Below are 19,770 nucleotides of genomic sequence, written 5' to 3' on the forward strand. Positions count from 1 at the left end.
CGCCTGCGAAAGGTAATGCGGTTGCAAGAGGATACAGCTCATCAAAGGCTTGCAGTGAATCCGTGGCGAGGGAGCTTGCTCCCGCTGGGCTGCGCAGCAGACCTTTTTGGGGAGCGCTTCGCACTCCAGCGGGAGCAAGCTCCCTCGCCACAATGATTACAAACCCAACCTGGCGTGAGCAGTATTCCGCCTGTCAGCCAAGCTGTTCAGCCACCGACTCCGGAATATCGGCGTTGGAATAAACGTTCTGCACGTCATCCAGATCTTCCAGCATGTCGATCAGCTTGAGCACCTTCTCGGCCCCTTCCAGGTCCAGTTCGGCACTGGTGGTCGGCTGCATGACGATTTCCGCGTCGGCGGGCTTGAAACCGGCCGCCTCCAGGGCATTGCGCACGGCATAGAAGCTGGCGAACGAGGTGAACACGTCGAACGAGCCGTCTTCATGGCTGACCACGTCATCGGCGTCGGCCTCCAGAGCCGCCTCCGTCAGGGCATCTTCATCGAGGCCCGGCGCGAAGCTGATTTGCCCCTTGCGCTCGAACAGATAGGCCACCGAGCCGTCGGTGCCCAGGTTGCCACCGCATTTGCTGAAAGCGTGACGCACAGCGGCAGCGGTACGGTTGCGGTTGTCAGTCATGCATTCGACCATCACCGCCACGCCGCCCGGGCCATATCCTTCGTAGGTCAGTTCTTCAACGTTGTCAGCCTCTGTCGCACCCGCGCCACGGGCGATGGCCCGGTCGATGATGTCGCGGCTCATGTTGGCACCCAAGGCCTTGTCCAGGGCCAGGCGCAGGCGCGGGTTGGAACCCGGATCGCCGCCACCCTGGCGGGCCGCGACCGTCAGCTCACGGATCCACTTGGTGAAGATCTTGCCTCTCTTGGCATCCTGACGTTCTTTGCGGTGCTTGATGTTCGCCCACTTGGAATGACCTGCCATAACTCGCTCCGTTTCTCTTTGGAACATTGCCCGCCCTGCGCGTACGCAGTGGCCGGCAATCAGAAATATCGACCCCAATGAAAAGGCGCATCCGAAGATGCGCCCTCTCAGGTGCCAGCCTTACTCAGCCTTTGGCTGTTCACGCAGACGGATGTGCAACTCGCGCAACGCCTTGGCGTCCACTACGCCCGGGGCCTGGGTCATGACATCGGCCGCGCTCTGGGTTTTCGGGAACGCGATCACTTCGCGGATCGACTGGGCGCCGGTCATCAGCATCACCAGGCGGTCCAGGCCGAAGGCCAGGCCACCGTGGGGCGGTGCACCGTATTTCAGCGCATCGAGCAGGAAGCCGAACTTCTCTTCCTGTTCCGCTTCGTTGATGCCCAGCAGGCGGAACACCGCCTGTTGCATTTCCTTGCGATGGATACGGATCGAACCGCCACCCAGCTCGGTGCCGTTCAGGACCATGTCGTAGGCACGCGACAGAGCGGTGGCCGGGTTGGCCTCCAATTCTTGCGGCGAGCACTTCGGCGCGGTGAACGGGTGGTGCAGCGCGGAGAAGCTGCCGTCGTCGTTTTCTTCGAACATCGGGAAGTCGACGACCCACATCGGTGCCCACTCGCAGGTCAGCAGCTTCAGGTCATGGCCCAGCTTGATGCGCAGCGCGCCCAGGGCTTCGCTGACGATCTTGGCCTTGTCGGCGCCGAAGAACACGATGTCGCCGTCAACCGCGCCCACGCGATCGAGGATCACATTGAGGTTGGCTTCCGGAATGTTTTTCACGATCGGCGATTGCAGACCGTCGACACCGGCGGCGCGCTCGTTGACCTTGATGTACGCCAGACCCTTGGCACCGTAGATGCCGACGAACTTGGTGTAGTCGTCGATCTGCTTGCGCGGCATGCTGGCGCCGCCGGGAACACGCAGGGCCGCGATACGGCATTTAGGGTCATTGGCCGGGCCGCTGAACACCTTGAACTCGACGTCCTTGAGCTGATCGGCCACATCCACCAGTTCCAGCGGGTTACGCAGGTCCGGCTTGTCAGAACCGTAGCGGCGCATGGCCTCTTCGAAGGTCATGTGCGGGAACTCGCCGAACTCCAGCCCCAACACTTCCTTGAACAGGTTGCGGATCATGCCTTCGGTCAGGCCCATGATGTCTTTTTCGTCGAGGAAGCTGGTCTCGATGTCGATCTGAGTGAACTCAGGTTGACGGTCGGCACGCAGGTCTTCGTCGCGGAAGCACTTGGCGATCTGGTAGTAGCGATCGAACCCGGCCACCATCAGCAGTTGCTTGAACAGCTGTGGCGATTGCGGCAGGGCGAAGAAGCTGCCGGGGTGGGTACGGCTCGGCACCAGGTAGTCGCGGGCGCCTTCCGGCGTGGCGCGGGTCAGGATCGGCGTCTCGACGTCGAGGAAACCGTTCTCATCCAGGTAGCGACGAATGCTGGTGGTCATGCGCGAACGCAGGCGCAGCTTCTCGGCCATTTCCGGGCGACGCAGGTCGATGAAGCGGTAGCGCAGACGGGTTTCCTCGCCCACGTCGGAGTATTCGTTGAGCGGGAACGGCGGGGTTTCCGACTCGTTGAGCACTTCCAGCTCGTAGCCCAGCACTTCGATCATGCCCGACGCCATGTTGGCGTTGCCGGCGCCGGCCGGGCGCAGGCGCACCTTGCCGGTGATCTTGACGACGTATTCGCTGCGCACGCGGTCGGCGGTGGCGAAGGTTTCAGCGCGGTCCGGATCGAACACCACCTGGGCCAGGCCTTCACGATCACGGATATCGAGGAAAATCACCCCGCCATGGTCACGGCGACGATGGACCCATCCGCAAAGAGTAACTTCCTGACCTTCCAGGCTTTCGTTCAGTTGGCCGCAATAATGGCTGCGCATCATGGTAGTGGTTTCACTTCTCGTCATTCGTCATTCGGTTGGAGGCCCTGCCCGTGCAAGAACTCGCGCGTATTCAACTCAATCAGCTTTGTCGCCACCGGCCAGGTTTTTCTTGGCGCCGGTCTTGAAGTCGGTTTCATACCAGCCGGTGCCACCAAGGCGGAAACCCGGCATGGAGAGCATCTTTTTCAGTTCCGGCGCCTGGCAGGCAGGGCAGTCGACCAGCGGTGCCGCGCTGATCTTTTGAATGGCTTCCATCTGATGACCACAGGAAGCACATTGATAGTCGTACATCGGCATGGGGTTGTCTCGGCGATCAGGTTACTCGCGCAAAGGCGGGGCTTTGCGGCAAAGAGCGGGATTATATCCATTAAATGCGGCCTGTGCAGCCGTAAGACCGCACAGTCATTGCCGAGCCTGTTGTTCATTTAAGGCCTGTGTGGCTCATTGTGGCGAGGGAGCTTGCTCCCGCTTGAGTGCGAAGCGCTCATAAGAGGGCTGCTGCGCAGCCCAGCGGGAGCAAGCTCCCTCGCCACGGAATTTGCCGTCATTGACGGGCTAGCCCCCACAATGATCCATCCCGGTGTCCTTCAAACTGTGCACCACGCAGACCACGCGCACCAGCCCGCTGAAATTGCGCACCCCGCCATGGCGCAGGTGCACTTCCCTGTCCACGTGGGACAACAACGTGCTGATGGAGCAGCGGTTGAGCTCGGCCATGTCACCGAGGATATCCCAATAGACTTGTTCCAGCCGCAGACAGGTGGCGAACCCGTTCAGGCGAATGGATCGGGCCAGGGGCCGGGCCAGTTGCATATCGAACCCCCGGATGAACGGGTCGACGCTGATGGGCTGAAAACGCCCCAGCCCCCCTTCCCCGGGTTCTTTTCCTTGAATCATACCGTTGACACTCCTTTGCCATACGAGCCTCTGGGTTGGAACAACCCATCTGTGGCTCTATGGAAGCTCAACGGCATCGCCAGTTCCAGACGACTTTATGACCATGGACGTAGGACAAGCCAACAGCAGGCCAGCGACGAATTACGTCGTCCTACACGGCCCGTGCAGGCAATGCGTCCCACGTCACGTCATCACCTGCTCAATCAGCCTTCGAGCAGTGCACGCAGCATCCACGCGGTCTTTTCGTGAACCTGCATGCGCTGGGTCAGCAGGTCGGCCGTGGGCTCGTCGCTGACCTTCTCCAATAAAGGAAAGATGCCACGGGCCGTACGCGTCACCGCTTCCTGCCCCTCGACCAGTTGCCGGATCATGTCTTCGGCGGCAGGCACGCCTTCTTCTTCCTTGATGGAGGACAGGCGCGCATACACCGAGTAGGCACCCGGGGCCGGGAAGCCAAGGGCGCGGATTCGTTCGGCAATCAGGTCCACCGCCAGGGCCAGCTCGTTGTATTGCTCCTCGAACATCAGGTGCAGGGTCCGAAACATCGGCCCTGTGACGTTCCAGTGGAAATTGTGGGTCTTGAGGTACAGCACGTAGGTATCCGACAGCAGGCGCGAAAGCCCGTCGACGATGGACTTGCGGTCTTCTTCACTGATACCGATATCAATTGCCATGGGGTTGATCTCCTGAGGTGATGAATTCGACAATGGCCCTACCCACTCTAGTGGTTCTGGCCGTCTACGGCCTGCGACAGATTGCCAGCCCTCCAGAACCGACAAGCCAGGACAGCCGACGGTTCCGACACCTGGGAAATTCAACGCCGCTTGCCTGGCGCGTTCAAGCAGCCGCGCGGCTTTTCTGGCCGACGAACAGCGCGGTGCGCGCCCGTAACGGGTTTGAGAAGGCCCGAGCTTTGCTGTTAAATAGGCAGTGTGTCGCTACGCTTATTTTCCCGGGCGTAACGCATAGGCTGATTCGGGTACGTGTCCAACGCCTCTCATTGTTTCGAAGCGAACCGTGCCCGACCCGCTCTTCCTTGTGATCTGTCTTAACCGTGAGTCAATCAAAATGTTGAAAATCGTCCACTTGCTAATGGGCGCAGCTGCCCTGCTGCTGTCCTTCATCCCTAGCCTGGGTTCCGAAGCCACACCTTACCTGCAACACCCCGATGCACTGTACCTGGCCTTTTTCGGCCTGCTCAACCTGACCCTTGCCCCCGTCATCCCTTACTGGAACAAAGGTCCACGTCACCAACTGCAAAACCTTGTCAGCGTCCTGCTGGTGCTGGCCGTTGCCTTGCAAACCCTGGCCCTGCTGGCGCCCATGCCGGAAATCGGCGGTCAGCCGGCCATTCTGTTCAGCCTGGGCGCGGCACTGCTCGCCGTGGCACTGCACCTGGCCGTCAGCTTCTACAAGAAGTCGTCGCCGGCCGCCGCTGCGCAGAACTACGACATGTCCAACCGCGATACCGGCACGGTGAAGTGGTTCAACACGTCCAAAGGGTTCGGCTTCATCTCCCGCGACTCCGGCGATGACATTTTCGTGCATTTCCGGGCCATTCGTGGCGAAGGCCATCGCGTCCTGGTGGAAGGCCAGCGCGTGGAATTCTCCGTGATGAACCGCGACAAGGGCCTGCAGGCCGAAGACGTGATCGCTGCGCTGCCGCGCCGCTGATCCAAGCGTAAAAAAACCGCGATGCAGCCTGGCTGCTCGCGGTTTTTTATTGCCCGGCAATCGGGATACGTCAGTAGTGAGGGGGCGGCGCCTCTTCTTCGAAGGATTCGAATTGTCCGGCCATTTCTTCCTGGCGCTTGAGCAACGCCGCCATCTGCAGCTGCAGACGCTCGACAACCCGCTGCTGCGCCACCAGCACATCATTCAATGCCTGGATGGTGTCATCCTGAAACGCCAGGCGGCTTTCCAGATCGGTTACGCGCTCTTCAAGGTTCATGGTTCAGCCCTCCAGAAACTTGAAATCATCGGCCAAGGCCACTCGCAACCGTTCGCGAATGGCCGCGACCTGCCCTGCATTATAAGGCTGGGCCGGGTGTTTGCCCCAAACCGGCGCAGGCCAGGCGGCATCATCACGCTTGCGCACGATGACATGCATATGCAATTGACTGACGACGTTACCTAAGGTTGCAACGTTCATCTTGTCGGCATCGAACGAGTCCTTGAGGGTCTCAGCCAGCGCCGTGGTTTCTTTCCACAGCTGCAATTGATCGATGTCATCCAACTGAAACAATTCGCTGATATTTTCTCGCCGCGGCACGAGGATGAACCACGGGTAATTGGCGTCGTTGGACAAGAGCAAACGGCACAACGGGAAATCGCCGATGGGCAATGTGTCTTGTTGCAGTCGTGGATCTAAGGCAAACACCGCGCGTACTCCTCGTTATCGATTCTGCCCGGCTCAGCGACCCGCAGGCCTGCATCGGGCACAGATGCGCAGCATACCCGCGAACGCCGGATCGATCACTGCGTACCGTCCCGATGCCCGCCCCTTCGATGATTTTTTTCAACACCCGGTATCAAGCTGTGCAAGCGGACGCACCAACACAGCGCAAGCGACACGGCAAGGTGCTGAAAGGACCGTGCCAGGGCTCAGGCCAGAACGCGAACGCTGTAAGATTTTCGTACAGTTTGAAAATTTTTTGCACCAAAACAGCACAGTGCGTCTACGCTCAGTGCACAAAGCATCCGTGATTTACTCACTGGGTAGGGTGAACCGGTAACGTTTTTGGTTGTCTTGCCGAATTTATCGACGCCAAACACGGGAGCCCAGACGAGTCAACCCTATTTAAAACAAGGCCTTTGGAGCCCGGTTTCATGAGGTTTCACCGCGTCAACCGATGAAATGTGAAAAAAATGTAAACGAAATTCGGGTTTGAGCATGCTTGTTGCATTCATACCCGCACTGTCCAAAGGTCCTGCCGGAAGCGGGAACCTGCCGACATACAAATTAAAGTGGCAAGGCTGCCCTAAAGGAGCTTCAAGCGCGGTAACGACGGACTCTTTACACCGATGCCGGAAAAGAAAAAACAACATTAACGTTGTGCATACCGCTGCGTCGGAACAGCTGAAATACGACATGGATCGAGCCATTGGCGACATGGTCGTAAAGAAGCTGGAAGGTTGAATGGGCAAGTATCGCCAAAGAATGTCGGCGTGATATAAGTTTGCGCCGACACAAAAAGAAAGAGCCGCCCAGATAATAAAACAGGTGGGACGGCAGTACTCTTAAAACCAAAGGAGCAAATCACGATGCGCGTGATGAAGTGGAGCATGATCGCACTGGCCGTTGCTGCAGCAGCCAGTACTCAAATGGCCTCGGCCGCACCTTTTGTAAGTGACCAGGCTGAAGCCAAAGGCTTTGTTGAAGATGCCAGCGCTAAACTGCTGCTGCGCAACTACTACTTCAACCGTGACCGCAAAGACGGCGCTACCGATCAGAAAGACTGGACCCAGGGTATCTGGGGTAACTTCAACTCCGGTTACACCCAAGGTACCGTAGGCGTCGGCATTGATGCATTCGGTTACCTGGCAGTCAAGCTGGACGGCGGCGATGGCACTGGCGGCACTGGCAACATGAGCCGCGATGCCGATGGCGAAGTCAACGACAGCCAAGGTAAAGCCGGCGCAGCCATCAAGTTCCGCGTTTCCAAGACCGAGCTGAAAATCGGCGACCAACAGCCAAGCACTGCTCCAGTGTTCGCTGTAGGTGGTTCCCGCGTCCTGCCTCAAACTGCCAGCGGTTTCCAACTGCAGAGCAGCGAAGTCAAAGATCTTGACCTCGAAGCCGGTCACTTCTACTCGGCCACCAGCCAGGACCGCAACGCCCGTAACGGCGGCCTGTTCGCAACCTACGCTGGCGTAGAAGCCAACACCATCGACTACGCTGGCGGCAAATACTCGTTCAGCGACAACCTGAGCGCATCGGTATACGGCGCCCAGCTGGAAGACATCTGGAACCAGTACTACGGTAACCTGAACTACACCATCCCAATGGGTGGCGATCAGTCGCTGAACCTGGACGGTAACATCTACCGCACCACCGACACCGGCAGCTCCAAGGCCGGCGACATCAGCAACACCGCGTTCTCCCTGGCAGCTGCTTTCTCGTTCCTGAAAGCGCACACCGTCACCGTGGCCTTCCAGAAAATCAACGGCGACACACCGTTTGACTACATTGGTGTGGGCACGAACAACCGCGGCGGCGACTCGATCTTCCTCGCCAACTCCATCCAGTACTCCGACTTCAACGCTCCTAACGAAAAATCTGCCCAGATCCGTTACGACATCAAGATGGCTGAGTACGGCGTTCCTGGTCTGAGCTTCATGACTCGTTACGTTAAAGGTTGGGACATTGACGGTACCAACACCCCTGCTGGCAGCCCTTACGCTGGCCTGTACGGTGAAGACGGCAAGCACAACGAAACCAACTTCGAAGCCAAGTACGTTGTTCAGTCTGGCCCGGCCAAAGATCTTTCCTTCCGTGTTCGTCAAGCCTGGCACTACGCTAACGCTGATGAAGGCGAAGGCGATATCAAAGAGTTCCGCCTGATCGTCGACTACCCGATTTCGGTTCTGTAATTGCCGAAAGTCAGTTTGCGGTAATCAAAAAAAGGCCCATCTTCGGATGGGCCTTTTTTATTGAATCAACTTTATTGCGCAAGGCCTGACCTAAAGGTCAAACAACAACCGATCGAGCATTACGCCGATGTCGATTCCTGAACGACCCGAATCACTCGTTGTGGAAATGGGATATCAATACCCGCGTCCTTCAAACGATCCCGCGCCTGCTCATTGAGCATGAACATCACGTTCCAGTAATCCGCCGTCTTGACCCAAATCCGCAACGACACCGTGATGGAACTGTCACCCAAGGTGGAAATCACCGCTTCAGGCGCCGGATCCGCCAGCACGCGTTCATCCTTGGCCAAGTCCAGTAACACTTCCCGGGCCTTTTGCAGGTCAGCCTGGTAATCCACGCCGACATCGAATACGACCTTGCGGGTTGGCTGGCGGTTGGTGTTGGTGATGATGCCGTTCGACAGGTTGCCGTTGGGCACGATGACCGTCTTGTTGTCGCCGGTGCGAATCACCGTGTGGAAGATCTGGATGCTGTCGACCGTACCGGCCACTCCCTGGGCTTCGATCCAGTCACCGATGCGGAACGGGCGGAACAGCAGGATCAGCACGCCGCCGGCGAAGTTCGCCAGGCTGCCTTGCAAGGCCAGGCCAATCGCCAGGCCGGCGGCACCGATGGCGGCGACGAACGAAGTGGTTTCCACACCAATCATCGAAGCGACGCTGACAATCAGCAGTATCTTCAGAATGATGTTGGCCAGGGTACTGATGAAACCTTGCAGCGCCAGGTCGGCGTTACGCAGGGCCAGCAGCGCACCGAGTTTCTGCGTCACTTTGTTGATCAGCCACCAGCCGATGGCCAGGGTGATGACGGCCAGCAGCACACGGCTGCCGTATTCCATGATCATGGGAATCCAGGTCTGGGAAGCCTTGACCAGGTTGTCCACTTCAGCGTTCAAGTCCATCTACCTCTCCTTATTGCTGTTGCACGCGGCATTGTGGCGAGGGAGCTCGCTCCCGCTTGGGCGCGCAGCCTCACCAAAGGGGCCGCTTCGCAGCCTAAGCGGGAGCAAGCGCCCTCGCCACAGTGCTTCATACAAACAAAATGTCCGAACAACCGGGTATCAGTCGCGGAAGTTATTGAATTGCAGGGGCATGCCGAATTCTTTGCCGCGCAATGCCGCAATGGCTTCCTGCAAGTCGTCACGCTTCTTGCCGGTGACCCGCACCTGCTCGCCCTGGATGGCGGCTTGTACCTTGAGCTTGGCGTCCTTGATATGAGCGACGATTTTCTTCGCCAGTTCCTTGTCGATGCCTTCCTTGAGCACGGCTTCCTGCTTCATCAGCTTGCCCGAGGCATAGGCGTCCTTGACCTCGAGGCACTGCACATCGATCTTGCGCTTGACCAGCGCCAGCTTGAGGATCTCGATCATCGCCTCGAGCTGGAACTCGGCCTCGGCGGTCAGGTTCACGGTCAGGTCTTTTTCCTTGAACTCGAAACTGCCCTTGCCCTTGAGGTCATAACGACGGTCGAGTTCCTTGACGGCGTTTTCAACCGCGTTGGTGACTTCGTGTTTGTCCAGTTCGGATACCACGTCGAATGACGGCATGTAGTGTTCTCCAAATAAAAAGGCGCGCCAGTATCAACGGCGCGCGCTTGGCTTGTGGTTAAAATCGGGCTCATTATAACGGCTCTTTTCCTGCCGACACTGCGAGCCCTCCGATGCCTGCGCCAATCCGAGTAAAAAACTGATGTCGACCACCTGGCATGTGCTCGGGGCCGGCAGTCTTGGCACGTTGTGGGCCACGCGCCTGGCCCGGGCCGGGTTGCCGGTGCGGCTGGTGCTGCGCAACGAAACGCGTTTGCAGGCCTACCGCAGCGCCGGTGGCCTGACGCTGGTGGAACAGGGCCAGGTGCAGTGCTACCCGGTGCCGGGCGAAACCGCGGACAGCCCAGAGCCCATCAAGCGCCTGCTGCTGGCCTGCAAAGCCTACGACGCGGAGGCGGCAGTGACCTCGGTGGCCCATCGCCTGGGCGCCGAATCGGAACTGATCCTGTTGCAGAATGGCCTCGGCAGCCAGGACGCGGTGGCCAATTGTGTGCCCCAGGCCCGTTGCATCAGCGCCTCCAGCACCGAAGGCGCGTTCCGCGACGGTGACTGGCGCGTGGTATTCGCCGGCCACGGTTACACCTGGTTGGGCGACCCGGCTCACCCGGTGGCGCCGTTCTGGCTGGACGACTTGGCCGCCGCCGGCATTCCCCACGAATGGAGCGCCGACATCCTCACCCGCCTCTGGCGCAAGCTGGCACTCAACTGTGCAATCAATCCACTGACCGTCCTGCACCACTGCAAGAACGGCGGCCTGCAGGAACACCACTGCGAAGTGGCGACCCTGTGCGCGGAGCTTACGGATTTGCTCGAACGCTGCGGCCAGCCTGCGGCGGCCGAGGATTTGCAGCCGGAAGTCGAACGGGTGATCCAGGCCACGGCCGCCAATTACGCCTCGATGTACCAGGATGTGGCCAATCGGCGTCGTACCGAAATCAGCTATTTGCTCGGTTACGCCTGCAAGGTCGCCCAGCGCCATGAGCTGAGCGTGCCGCACCTGGAACAACTGCGCCAGCGACTGATTGTCCACTTGAACAACCTCGGATTGCCCAGCGACTGAGCAGCGGCTACGCTGGCCCTCGTGTTCCTTCTTAGCGACGAGTCTGATGCCATTGCGCCAGCGCCTTGAAAACCTCCCGGTCGGCCAGAAACTGCTGGCCGCCCTGTTGGTGTTGTTGACCACTGTCCTGCTGGTGGCCAACCTGACCTTTATCAGCGCCGCCTACTACATCTCCCAGGAAAGCATGGCGCCTCAGGCCCTGCAGACCATTGGCCGGCTGGTCGCCAACCCGAGCCTGATCTCCGACGCGTTGCAGTCGCCACAAAGCGCCCAGCGCCTGCTCGACGAGCTCAACAGCTATGCACCACTGCGGGCGGCGGCGTTGTACGACGGCCAGGGCGATCGCCTGGCGCAGCTGCAACAGGGCGAAAAACTCAAGCTGCCGGACCATTACCGCAACCTACAAGCCTGGCAGGCCACTGAATTTCGCAGCAACCAGGTCATTACCCTGCCCCGCCCCGGCACGGCGCCTGGTCATCTGTTGTTGGTGGCCAGCAGCGAACTGCCGACCGCGTTCTACACCGGCACCCTGACTGCCAGCCTCGGCATCCTGATTTTCAGCGTGTTGCTATGGCTGATCATTGCCCAGCAGATCAAGCGCCTGATCACCCAGCCGATTCATCAACTCGAAGAGCTGTCCCGCCAGGTCACCCGCGAGGAGAACTATGCCCTGCGCGCCGCACGGGGCAACCACGATGAGATCGGCAGCCTGGCCGAGGCGTTCAATACCATGCTCTCGCGCATCGAAGCCCGGGAGCAGCAACTCAAGCGTGCGCGGGACGACTCCCAGGCCGCCTACGACCAGGCCCAGGGCCTGGCGGAAGAAACCCGCCATACCAACCGCAAGCTGGAGCTGGAAGTCCAGGTGCGCAGCAAGATCGAGAAAAAGCTCACCGGTTTTCAGAATTACCTCAACAGCATCATCGACTCCATGCCGTCGGCGCTGATCGCCCTCGATGAACAACTCTACGTCACCCAATGGAACCAGGAAGCCAGCGCCCTCTCCGGCACGCGGCTGGACGAGGCCCTGAACCAGCCGATCTTCCTCGCCTTCGAACCGCTCAAGCCGTACCTGCCCCAGCTCAAGCAGACCGTAGAACAACATACGGTGGCCAAGATCGAGCGCGTCACCTGGACCAAGGACGACGAAGCCCGGCATTACGCCCTGACGTTCTACCCACTGATGGGCGGCGCCGGGCGGGGCGTGGTGATCCGCATCGATGACATCACCCAGCGCCTGTCGCTGGAGGAAATGATGGTGCAATCGGAGAAAATGCTCTCGGTCGGCGGCCTCGCGGCGGGCATGGCCCATGAGATCAACAACCCGCTTGGGGCGATCCTGCACAACGTGCAGAACATCCGCCGGCGCCTGTCGCCGGAATTGCCGAAGAACCTTGAACAGGCCGAGCAACTGGGAATCGAACTGCCGGTGGTCAACCGCTACTTGGAAAGCCGCGAGATTCCGCAGTTGCTCGACGGCATCCAGCAGGCCGGCGCCCGGGCGGCGAAAATCGTCACCCACATGCTCAGCTTCAGCCGGCGCAGCACCCGACAGATGGCGCCGTGCGACCTGCCGGCGCTGATCGATCAGGCGGTGGAAATCGCCGGTAACGACTTCGACCTGGCGATCGGCTTCGACTTCAAGGGCCAGGCGATCATCCGTCAGTTCGACCCGAACCTGGGCCCAGTACCCGGCACCGCCAACGAACTGGAACAGGTGCTGCTCAACTTGCTGAAAAACGCCGCCCAGGCGATCCACCAACGCCAGGACGACAGCGAGCCCGGGCGCATTATCCTGCGCACGCGGTTGAATCCGCCGTGGGCGGAAATCCAGGTCGAGGACAATGGTATCGGCATGAGCGAGAACGTGCGCAAGCGCACGTTCGAACCCTTCTTCACGACCAAGGAGATCGGCCAGGGCACGGGCCTTGGGCTGTCGGTCTCGTATTTCATCATCACCAACAACCACAAGGGCCAGATGGAAGTGCAGTCGGCACCGGGCCAAGGCACCTGCTTCACCTTGCGCCTGCCCCTGGCCGGCACTTCGATGGTGGCGCAGGAAAACAAACAACTGGAGCGCTGAGCATGGGTTTTCGCCTGTCGAAGATTTACACCCGCACCGGCGACAAAGGTGAAACCGGGTTGGGCGATGGTCGCCGCGTGGCAAAGGACCACCCACGAGTCGAAGCCATCGGCGAAGTGGACACGCTGAACAGTCAGTTGGGCTTGTTGCTGGCCGGGCTCGCCGCCGAAACGACCCAGTACCCGGCGCTGAAGGAAGTCAGCGAAGTGCTGGGCCCTTGTCAGCATCGCTTGTTCGACCTGGGCGGTGAGCTGGCGATGCCCGCCTACCAAGCCTTGAACGTGGCGGAAATCGAGCGGCTGGAAGCGGCGATCGATGTGTGGAACGAGGAATTGGGGCCACTGGAAAACTTCATCCTGCCCGGTGGCTCGACGCTGATCGCCCAGGCCCACGTCTGCCGCAGCCTGGCCCGCAGCGCCGAGCGTCGTTGCCAGCAACTGAACGCGGTGGAACCACTGGCCGGGCCGGGGTTGGCCTATATCAATCGGTTGTCGGACTTGTTGTTCGTGGCGGCGCGGGTCATTGCCCGGCGGCAGGGCGTGGCGGAGGTGTTGTGGGAGGCGGCGGCCAAACCTGGAATTTGAGTGTTTTTTGAGGCCGCCATCGCGAGCAAGCTCGCTCCCACAGGGGTTCTGTGAACACCGCAGATCCAGTGTGGGAGCGAGCTTGCTCGCGATGGCGTCAGTTGCTGCACCACATTCTCAAGCTCAAGATTCAGGCCAAAACGCCCGAATCCCCGCCACACCCTGCGCCCCGGCTTCCCAGGCTTTTTGCCGTTCGCCAGGCCCTACCCCACCCAACAGATAGACCGGCCGGTTGAAGCCCTCGATCAACCGCGCGGCCTCTGCCCACCCCAACGGCTGCGCGTCGGGATGGGTCTGGGTCGGTTGCACCGGCGAAAGCGTGACGAAGTCCACATCCATCTGTTGCGCCAGGGCCAGTTCCTCGGCGTTATGGCAGGAGGCTGCCAGCCAACGGTCCTTGCCGAACGGTCGACCGGCCGCGGCATGCTTGCGCAGTTGCGCGGCGGTAATGTGCCAGCCAGCGGAAGGAAAATCCCCCAGCCATTCGAACGGTCCCTTGAGCATCAGCTGGGCCTTGCCGGCACACAACCCCGCCGCATCCACCGCCAGGTCGCGGTATTGCGGGTCGTAGCCGTTGGGGGCACGTAGCTGGACCAACTTGATCCCGCCAGCAATCGCCTTCTGCATGCCGCGCAGCAAGGCCGGCGTCTCGAGGCCTTCAGGGGTAATCAGGTATTCACCTGGCAAACGGGCCGCCGCGACGATCGGCTGATTGGCCGCCGGAAACTCATGGTTCGTCAGGTCGCGGGCCGTCACCCAGGCCAACGGCTGCCCTTCGGCGCCATGGGGCTCGCCGGTGAACGCCGAGACCTCCCAGACATCCAGCAACACCTGTTTGTCCGGGTAATCGTGACGCACCTTGATCAGCGGCCGGGCGGTTTCGACGACAATGCCCAGCTCTTCGTGAAGTTCACGGGCCAGGGCGGTTTCGACGGATTCGTCGGCCTCGACCTTGCCGCCAGGAAATTCCCACAAGCCGCCCTGGTGCTGGGTGTCGGCCCGTCGGGCGATCAGGATTTTACCGGCGGCATCGCGGATGACCGCTGCCGCCACATGGACTCGTTTCACCGCGCAGTGTCCTCCAGGCCAGCTTGTTGCCACGCCTTGAACGCTGGCCATTGATATAGGGTTTCGACGTAGGCCTCATCGACCTCGGACAGTTTCACCTGATAAGTGCGCAAGCGCACGGCAACAGGGGCAAAAAACGCGTCGGCCAGGCTGACGTGGCCAAACAGGTAGGGGCCGGCTTCGGTCGCCGTGGCACGGCATTCGGCCCACAGCGCCAGCATCCGCTCGATGTCCGCCTGGACGTCAGCCGGCATGGGCGACAGCGGTGCATCACGCAGCAGGTCAAACGGCATGTGGCTGCGGAGGGCGAAAAAACCGCTATGCATTTGCGCACAGGCCGAGCGTGCCTGGGCCCGGGCGGCCACATCCTTGGGCCAGAGACCGGCCTGCGGGAACTGTTCGGCCAGGTATTCGGCAATCGCCAGGGAATCGGCGATCACGCCGAATTCGGTCTTGAGCAACGGGACCTTGGCCGTGGCCGAATACTTGAGCAGCTTTTCGCGGGTGTCGGGCTGGTCGAGCCTGACCCGCTCTTCGGTGTACTTCGCGCCGGTCAGCGCCAGGGCCAGCGCGCCGCGCAGGGACCAGGAAGATAGATCTTTATCGCCGATGATCAGGTGCAGGCTCATGTGGATTCCTTTCTTATGGTTCTGAGGTGTCTGTACTGGCGCCATCGCGAGCAGGCTCGCTCCCACAGGGGTTCGGTGGTGAGAACACTTTCTCAGTCACCCCGCAAATCCCTGTGGGAGCGAGCTTGCTCGCGATGGCAGCAACTCGGTCCCGAGCCTGTTAAGTCCGGTACTCAGCGTTGATCTTGACGTACTCGTGGGACAAATCGGTCGTCCAGATGGTTTCGCTGCAATCACCCCGTCCCAACTCGATACGGATGGTGATTTCTTCCTGCTGCATCACCGCCGCGCCCTGGGCTTCAGTGTAAGTGGCAGCACGAGCGCCTTGGCTGGCGATGCACACATCACCGAGGAACACGTCGATCTTGCTCACGTCCAGCTCAGGCACGCCGGCCCGGCCGACGGCGGCAAGGATGCGGCCCCAGTTCGGATCGGAGGCGAACAGCGCGGTCTTGATCAGCGGCGAGTGGGCCACGGTGTAGCCGACATCCAGGCATTCCTGATGATTGCCACCACCGTTGACCTGCACAGTCACGAACTTGGTTGCGCCTTCACCGTCACGGACGATGGCCTGGGCCACTTCCATGCAGACTTCGAATACCGCCTGCTTCAGGGCGGCGAACAGCGGGCCGCTGGCCTCGGTGATCTGCGGCAGGTTGGCCTGGCCGGTGGCGATCAGCATGCAGCAGTCGTTGGTGGAGGTGTCGCCGTCGATGGTGATGCGGTTGAACGACTTGTTGGCGCCGTCGAGCATCAGGTCCTGCAGCACTTGGCGCGAGACCTTGGCGTCCGTGGCGATGTAGCCGAGCATGGTCGCCATGTTCGGGCGGATCATGCCGGCGCCTTTGCTGATGCCGGTGACGGTGACGGTCACGCCGTCATGCTCGAACTGGCGGCTCGCACCCTTGGGCAGGGTGTCGGTGGTCATGATGCCGGTGGCGGCGGCGGCCCAGTTGTTTTCCGACAGGTCATCGAGGGCGGCTTGCAGGGCGCCTTCGATCTTCTCGACTGGCAGCGGTTCGCCGATCACCCCGGTGGAATACGGCAGCACCTGGCTGGCGTCGACGCCGGTCAGCTCAGCCAGCTTGGCGCAAGTGCGCTCGGCGGCGGCCAGACCTGGCGCGCCGGTGCCGGCGTTGGCGTTACCGGTGTTGGTCAGCAGGTAACGCACCGGCCCTTGCACGCGTTGCTTGGCCAGGATGACCGGCGCGGCGCAAAAGGCATTGAGGGTGAACACGCCCGCCACCGTCGAGCCTTCGGCGCAACGCATGACCACGACGTCCTTGCGCCCGGGGCGCTTGATGCCTGCCGAGGCGATACCGAGTTCAAAACCGGCAACCGGGTGCAACGTTGGCAACGGACCAAGACCAACAGCCATGAATGCGCTCCTCAAATAGATGTATATCGGCACCGTCTTTATCGAAACGGTGGATCAAAATGGCAAAACGCCGCGAGGGTGAGTCGCGGCGCGGGTCGTTCAGCGTTGAAACGGGTTTATTGGATCTGCCCGTGGCAATGCTTGTATTTCTTGCCCGAACCGCAATAGCACAGTTCGTTACGGCCCAGCTTCTGCTCGTTGCGCACCGGTGCGGTCGCCAGGGCGACATCCACATCGACGCCCTCTTCGGCGACCACTTCCAGGCCAGGGGCTTCGGCGTGTTCAAACTGCATGCGCGCGGCCAGGGCTTCGGCTTCCTGGCGCAGGCGGGCTTCTTCCTCGGCCGGGTCTTCGCGGCGAACCTGGACGTGGGACAGCACGCGGATCGAGTCGCGCTTGATCGAATCGAGCAACTCGGAGAACAGCGTGTAGGACTCGCGCTTGTACTCCTGCTTCGGGTTCTTCTGGGCGTAACCACGCAAATGGATACCGTGACGCAGGTGATCCATGGTCGACAGGTGGTCTTTCCACAAATCGTCCAGTACCCGCAGCACAATCTGCTTCTCGAAGGAGCGCAGTGCCTCGGCACCCGCCTGGTCTTCCTTCTCGTTGTAGGCTGCGATCAGTTCGGCCAGCAGTTTTTCGCGCAGGGTCTCTTCGTACAGGTGATCGTCTTCGTCGAGCCATTGCTGGATCGGCAATGCCACGCCGAAATCACTCTGCAAGGCCGCTTCCAGGCCGGCGACATCCCATTGTTCCGGCAGCGATTGCGGCGGGATATGGGCGCTGACGGTGGCGTTGAGCACGTCCTGGCGGAAATCGGCGATAGTTTCGCCAATGTTGTCGGCGGCCAACAAACTGTTACGCATGTGATAGATCACTTTACGCTGTTCGTTGTTGACGTCGTCGAACTCGAGCAATTGCTTGCGGATATCGAAGTTGCGGCCTTCGACCTTGCGCTGGGCCTTCTCGATGGCGTTGGTCACCATGCGGTGCTCGATCGCCTCGCCGGGCTGCATGCCCAGGGCCTTCATGAAGTTCTTCACCCGGTCAGAGGCGAAGATGCGCATCAGGCTGTCTTCCAGGGACAGGTAGAAACGGCTGGAACCGGCATCGCCCTGGCGACCGGCACGGCCACGCAGCTGGTTGTCGATACGACGCGATTCGTGACGCTCGGAGGCGATCACCTGCAAGCCGCCGGACTCGAGCACCTGCTGGTGACGCTTCTGCCAGTCGGCCTTGATCTGCGCGATCTGCTCAGGGGTCGGATTTTCCAGGCTGGCGACTTCCACTTCCCAGTTGCCGCCCAGCAGGATGTCGGTGCCACGGCCGGCCATGTTGGTGGCGATGGTCAGCGCACCCGGGCGACCGGCCTGGGCGATGATCTCGGCTTCCTTCTCGTGGAACTTGGCGTTGAGCACCTTGTGCTCGATGCCTTCCTTGTCGAGCAGGGCGGACATGTGCTCGGAGGTCTCGATGGTGGCGGTACCCACCAGGATCGGACGGCCCTGGGCCATGCCTTCCTTGATATCGTTGATGATCGCCGCGTACTTCTCTTCGGCGGTCAGGAACACCAGGTCGTTGTAGTCTTTACGGGCCAGCGGCTTGTTCGGCGGAATCACCACCACTTGCAGGCCGTAGATCTGGTGGAATTCGAACGCTTCGGTGTCCGCGGTACCGGTCATGCCGGACAGCTTGTTGTACAAGCGGAAGTAGTTCTGGAAGGTGGTCGAGGCCAGGGTCTGGCTCTCGGCCTGGATGTTCAGGCCTTCCTTGGCTTCGATGGCCTGGTGCAGGCCTTCGGACAAGCGACGACCCGGCATGGTACGACCGGTGTGTTCGTCCACCAGCACGACCTGGCCATCCTGCACGATGTATTCGACGTTGCGATGGAACAGCTTGTGGGCACGCAGGCCGGCGTAGACGTGGGTCAGCAGGCCCAGGTTATGGGCCGAGTACAGGCTCTCGCCTTCGGCCAGCAAGCCGACACGGGTGAGCATTTCCTCGATGAACTGGTGACCGGCCTCGTTGAGTTCGACCTGGCGGGTCTTCTCGTCGATGGTGTAGTGCCCGGCCTGGGTCACTTCGCCTTCGACTTCCTCGACGTGCAACTTGAGCTGCGGGATCAGCTTGTTGATCTCGATGTACAGCTTGGAGCTGTCCTCGGCCTGACCGGAAATGATCAGCGGGGTACGGGCTTCGTCGATGAGGATGGAGTCGACTTCGTCGATCACGGCAAAATTGAGTTCACGCTGGAATTTTTCTTCCATGCTGAACGCCATGTTGTCGCGCAGGTAGTCGAACCCGAATTCGTTGTTGGTGCCGTAGGTGATGTCGGCGGCGTAGGCGGCGCGCTTCTCTTCCGGCGGCTGGAACGGCGTGACGACGCCGACGGTCAGGCCGAGGAATTCGTAGAGCGGGCGCATCCAGTTGGCGTCGCGGCGGGCCAGGTAGTCGTTGACCGTCACCACGTGCACGCCCTTGCCCGACAGTGCGTTGAGGTACACGCCCAGGGTCGCCACGAGGGTCTTGCCCTCACCGGTACGCATTTCGGCGATCTTGCCTTCGTGCAAGGTCATGCCGCCGATCAACTGAACGTCGAAGTGGCGCATGCCCATGACCCGCTTACCGGCTTCACGGGCGACCGCAAAGGCTTCGGGCAGGAGCTGATCAAGGGTTTCCCCCTTGGCGATGCGGTCCTTGAATTCGGCAGTCTTGGCGCGTAACTGATCGTCCGAAAGGGCCACCATTTGCTCTTCGAAGGCATTGACAGTCTGTACCGTCTTGAGCATGCGCTTGACTTCACGCTCGTTCTTGCTTCCAAAAAGTTTCTTTAACAAAGGCGCAAACATATCGGCAGGATCTTCCACACTAAAGGGATGGAGGGCGGCCCCATGAGTCGCCCGTGCAGCCCTCATGGCCGCATGCGAACGAGCATTCTACCCGGAAACGATGGAGAGGAAAGTGGCGTTATTCCACGATGCTGGCACAGCGCTGTGACGGGGCCACCCTAAAATAAGGGCTTTTGCGCGAAC

The 19,770-nt window shown here is 60.6% G+C and carries 18 protein-coding genes; 5 read left to right on the plus strand and 13 right to left on the minus strand.

The annotated features are described in order from the left end of the window. Nucleotides 1–193: 193 nt before the first annotated feature. The 5 genes from AC515T_RS22625 to AC515T_RS22645 all read right to left on the minus strand — a co-directional run bounded on the left by AC515T_RS22625 (nucleotide 194) and on the right by AC515T_RS22645 (nucleotide 4,407). The gene (locus AC515T_RS22625) at nucleotides 194–940 is read right to left on the minus strand and encodes a YebC/PmpR family DNA-binding transcriptional regulator (protein ID WP_018614256.1); all 747 of its coding nucleotides are present in this window, start codon (nucleotides 938–940) and stop codon (nucleotides 194–196) included. 120 nt (nucleotides 941–1,060) lie between these two features. Continuing rightward, nucleotides 1,061–2,836, minus strand: a complete 1,776-nt coding sequence (gene aspS / locus AC515T_RS22630) for an aspartate--tRNA ligase (RefSeq protein ID WP_496533178.1) — start codon at nucleotides 2,834–2,836, stop codon at nucleotides 1,061–1,063. Between the two features lie 75 nt (nucleotides 2,837–2,911). Beyond that, nucleotides 2,912–3,133 carry an FmdB family zinc ribbon protein gene (locus AC515T_RS22635; protein WP_003178589.1) on the minus strand — a complete coding sequence of 74 codons (222 nt, stop codon included), beginning with the start codon at nucleotides 3,131–3,133 and terminating at the stop codon, nucleotides 2,912–2,914. 258 nt (nucleotides 3,134–3,391) lie between these two features. Next, nucleotides 3,392–3,733 carry a ribbon-helix-helix domain-containing protein gene (locus AC515T_RS22640; RefSeq protein ID WP_496530088.1) on the minus strand — a complete coding sequence of 114 codons (342 nt, stop codon included), beginning with the start codon at nucleotides 3,731–3,733 and terminating at the stop codon, nucleotides 3,392–3,394. Between the two features lie 203 nt (nucleotides 3,734–3,936). Next, nucleotides 3,937–4,407 (minus strand): Dps family protein, encoded by a 471-nt coding sequence (locus tag AC515T_RS22645; protein ID WP_496530089.1) that lies wholly within the window; start codon nucleotides 4,405–4,407, stop codon nucleotides 3,937–3,939. Nucleotides 4,408–4,801: 394 nt separating this feature from the next. Here AC515T_RS22645 and AC515T_RS22650 point away from each other — a divergent pair, with 394 nt between their 5' ends. Next, complete coding sequence (locus AC515T_RS22650) at nucleotides 4,802–5,407, plus strand: cold-shock protein (RefSeq protein ID WP_496530090.1); 606 nt, start codon at nucleotides 4,802–4,804, stop codon at nucleotides 5,405–5,407. Between the two features lie 70 nt (nucleotides 5,408–5,477). Here AC515T_RS22650 and AC515T_RS22655 read toward each other — a convergent pair whose 3' ends face one another. Both AC515T_RS22655 and AC515T_RS22660 read right to left on the minus strand, forming a co-directional pair. Continuing rightward, nucleotides 5,478–5,684, minus strand: a complete 207-nt coding sequence (locus tag AC515T_RS22655; RefSeq protein ID WP_060740896.1) for a SlyX family protein — start codon at nucleotides 5,682–5,684, stop codon at nucleotides 5,478–5,480. A 3-nt stretch (nucleotides 5,685–5,687) separates the two neighbouring features. After that, nucleotides 5,688–6,113: an HIT domain-containing protein gene (locus tag AC515T_RS22660; RefSeq protein WP_186706359.1), complete on the minus strand. Its 426-nt coding sequence runs from the start codon at nucleotides 6,111–6,113 to the stop codon at nucleotides 5,688–5,690. Between the two features lie 884 nt (nucleotides 6,114–6,997). Here AC515T_RS22660 and AC515T_RS22665 point away from each other — a divergent pair. After that, the gene (locus tag AC515T_RS22665; protein WP_496530091.1) at nucleotides 6,998–8,326 is read left to right on the plus strand and encodes an OprD family porin; all 1,329 of its coding nucleotides are present in this window, start codon (nucleotides 6,998–7,000) and stop codon (nucleotides 8,324–8,326) included. Nucleotides 8,327–8,445: 119 nt separating this feature from the next. On the opposite strand, the gene AC515T_RS22670 is transcribed toward AC515T_RS22665, so the two are convergent. Next, entirely contained in the window at nucleotides 8,446–9,288 is an 843-nt protein-coding gene (locus AC515T_RS22670; RefSeq protein ID WP_210640427.1) for a mechanosensitive ion channel family protein, read from the minus strand. A 159-nt stretch (nucleotides 9,289–9,447) separates the two neighbouring features. Next, on the minus strand, nucleotides 9,448–9,933 hold the full coding sequence (locus AC515T_RS22675; RefSeq protein WP_060740892.1) for a YajQ family cyclic di-GMP-binding protein: 486 nt from the start codon (nucleotides 9,931–9,933) through the stop codon (nucleotides 9,448–9,450). A 142-nt stretch (nucleotides 9,934–10,075) separates the two neighbouring features. On the opposite strand from AC515T_RS22675, the gene AC515T_RS22680 reads away from it, so the two are divergent. Genes AC515T_RS22680 through AC515T_RS22690 form a run of 3 tightly spaced genes read left to right on the plus strand, consistent with a single transcriptional unit; the run spans nucleotide 10,076 to nucleotide 13,660 of the window. Continuing rightward, nucleotides 10,076–10,993 carry a putative 2-dehydropantoate 2-reductase gene (locus AC515T_RS22680; protein ID WP_496530092.1) on the plus strand — a complete coding sequence of 306 codons (918 nt, stop codon included), beginning with the start codon at nucleotides 10,076–10,078 and terminating at the stop codon, nucleotides 10,991–10,993. 46 nt (nucleotides 10,994–11,039) lie between these two features. Next, nucleotides 11,040–13,076, plus strand: coding sequence for a sensor histidine kinase (locus AC515T_RS22685; RefSeq protein WP_496530093.1), 2,037 nt, complete (start codon nucleotides 11,040–11,042; stop codon nucleotides 13,074–13,076). A gap of 2 nt (nucleotides 13,077–13,078) precedes the next feature. Then, the gene (locus tag AC515T_RS22690; protein ID WP_496530094.1) at nucleotides 13,079–13,660 is read left to right on the plus strand and encodes a cob(I)yrinic acid a,c-diamide adenosyltransferase; all 582 of its coding nucleotides are present in this window, start codon (nucleotides 13,079–13,081) and stop codon (nucleotides 13,658–13,660) included. Between the two features lie 123 nt (nucleotides 13,661–13,783). On the opposite strand, the gene AC515T_RS22695 is transcribed toward AC515T_RS22690, so the two are convergent. The 4 genes from AC515T_RS22695 to secA form a co-directional block, all read right to left on the minus strand. Continuing rightward, on the minus strand, nucleotides 13,784–14,728 hold the full coding sequence (locus AC515T_RS22695) for a Nudix family hydrolase (protein ID WP_496530095.1): 945 nt from the start codon (nucleotides 14,726–14,728) through the stop codon (nucleotides 13,784–13,786). After that, nucleotides 14,725–15,357 (minus strand): glutathione S-transferase family protein, encoded by a 633-nt coding sequence (locus AC515T_RS22700; RefSeq protein WP_496530096.1) that lies wholly within the window; start codon nucleotides 15,355–15,357, stop codon nucleotides 14,725–14,727. Before AC515T_RS22700 ends, AC515T_RS22695 begins: the two co-directional genes overlap by 4 nt. Nucleotides 15,358–15,517: 160 nt before the next feature. Continuing rightward, entirely contained in the window at nucleotides 15,518–16,735 is a 1,218-nt protein-coding gene (gene argJ, locus AC515T_RS22705; RefSeq protein WP_496530097.1) for a bifunctional glutamate N-acetyltransferase/amino-acid acetyltransferase ArgJ, read from the minus strand. A gap of 116 nt (nucleotides 16,736–16,851) precedes the next feature. Beyond that, nucleotides 16,852–19,587, minus strand: coding sequence for a preprotein translocase subunit SecA (secA, locus tag AC515T_RS22710; RefSeq protein WP_496530098.1), 2,736 nt, complete (start codon nucleotides 19,585–19,587; stop codon nucleotides 16,852–16,854). Between the last annotated feature and the right edge of the window lie 183 nt (nucleotides 19,588–19,770).

Source organism: Pseudomonas sp. FSO-7 (genome assembly GCF_059579345.1).